Consider the following 1,682-nt stretch of genomic DNA (forward strand, 5'->3'; position numbering starts at 1 on the left):
TGCGGTGCCAAGTCGCATGCCCGGTTCGGGAAGCGGCTCCGGGGAAACGGGCCGGTCGAAAGACCGGAACCGCGCCCCGGGCCGACTTCACCAGTAGCGAGGCACACCGCAACCCCCGCCCTCATCTGGAGAGTCCGCAGTGACCGAGCCCACCGAGCCCATCAAGTACCGGAAGAACGGTCTCACCCGCGGGGTGACCGAGGAACTCGCCGAGAACATGAAGCAGGGCTGGGCCGACACCGAGCGCCACGGCCTGGAGCCGATCCCGCAAGCCGCGCACACCGAGCGCCGCCGGGCCGCGCTGTCCGCCGCCTTCCCCGGCGAGCTGCTGGTCGTCCCGTCCGGCAACCCCAAGGTGCGGGCCAACGACACCGACTACCCGTTCCGCCCGTCCTCCGACTACTGCTACCTGACCGGCGACCAGTCCCAGGACGGCGTGCTGGTGCTGGAGCCCACCGGGGAGAGCGGCCACCGGGCCGTGGTCTACCTGCGCGGCCGCTCCCGGACCGACAACGGCGAGTTCTGGCTGGACGGCCACGGCGAGCTGTGGGACGGCCGCCGCGACAGCCTGACCGAGAGCGAGCAGCTGCTCGGCCTGCCCTGCCGGGACGTGCGCACCGTACGCTCCGACCTGGCGGCGGCCGCCGGCCCGGTGCGGGTGCTGCGCGGGCACGACGCGGGGGTGGAGGCGGCGCTCCGCGACCGGACGGGGGCCGAGCAGGACGCCGAGTTCAAGGTCTTCCTCTCCGGACTGCGCCTGGTCAAGGACGAGTTCGAGATCGCCGAGCTGCGCTTCGCCTGCGACGCGACCGCGCGCGGCTTCGAGGACGTGGTGCGCGTCCTCGGCACCGACACCGAGACGCCGGAGCGGCTGATCGAGGGCACCTTCTTCGTCCGCGCCCGGATCGAGGGCAACGACGTCGGCTACAGCACCATCGCCGCGGCCGGTCCGCACGCCACCACCCTGCACTGGGTGCGCAACAACGGCCAGGCCCGCCCGGGCGACCTGCTGCTGCTCGACGCGGGCGTGGAGACCAACCAGCTCTACACCGCCGACGTGACCCGCACCCTGCCGGTCTCCGGCCGCTTCACGGATCTCCAACGCAAGGTCTACGACGCGGTGCACGCGGCCCAGGAGGCCGGCATCGCCGCGGTGCGGCCCGGCGCGGACTTCCGCGACTTCCACCATGCCGCGCAGCGCGAGCTCGCCGAACACCTCACCTCCTGGGGCCTGTTCGGCGACCTGACCGCCGACAAGGTGTACGAGCTGGGCCTGCACCGCCGCTTCACCCTGGCCGGCACCGGTCACATGCTCGGCATCGACGTCCACGACTGCGCCCACTCGCGCACCGAGGAGCACGTCGACGGGCAGCTGCTGCCGGGCATGGTGCTCACCGTCGAACCGGGCATCTACTTCCAGCCCAACGACCTGACGGTGCCGGAGGAGTACCGGGGCATCGGGGTGCGGATCGAGGACGACATCCTGGTCACGGAGGACGGCAACGAGAACCTCTCCGCCGCCCTCCCCCGCCGCTCAAACGAGGTCGAGGCCTGGCTGGCCGAGCTGCGCGGCTGACGGCGCAGGTGCGGCCCCCGGCGCCGGGGGCCGCCCCCCCGGGGTCCCTCCACCTCCCCAACGCCGTCACCACCCCCCCCACCACCTCCCCCACCCCCCTTTCCCG

1 protein-coding gene is annotated in these 1,682 nt (G+C 72.9%); it reads left to right on the forward strand.

Annotation, left to right across the window (positions count from 1 at the left end; genetic code table 11):
• The first annotated feature begins 139 nt into the window (after positions 1-139).
• Positions 140-1,576 carry an aminopeptidase P family protein gene (locus ACFQ87_RS39640; protein ID WP_380615809.1) on the forward strand — a complete coding sequence of 479 codons (1,437 nt, stop codon included), beginning with the start codon at positions 140-142 and terminating at the stop codon, positions 1,574-1,576.
• Positions 1,577-1,682 lie beyond the last annotated feature (106 nt).

This window comes from Kitasatospora sp. NPDC056531 (assembly GCF_042794375.1).
In the GTDB taxonomy this organism is placed as follows: domain Bacteria; phylum Actinomycetota; class Actinomycetes; order Streptomycetales; family Streptomycetaceae; genus Kitasatospora.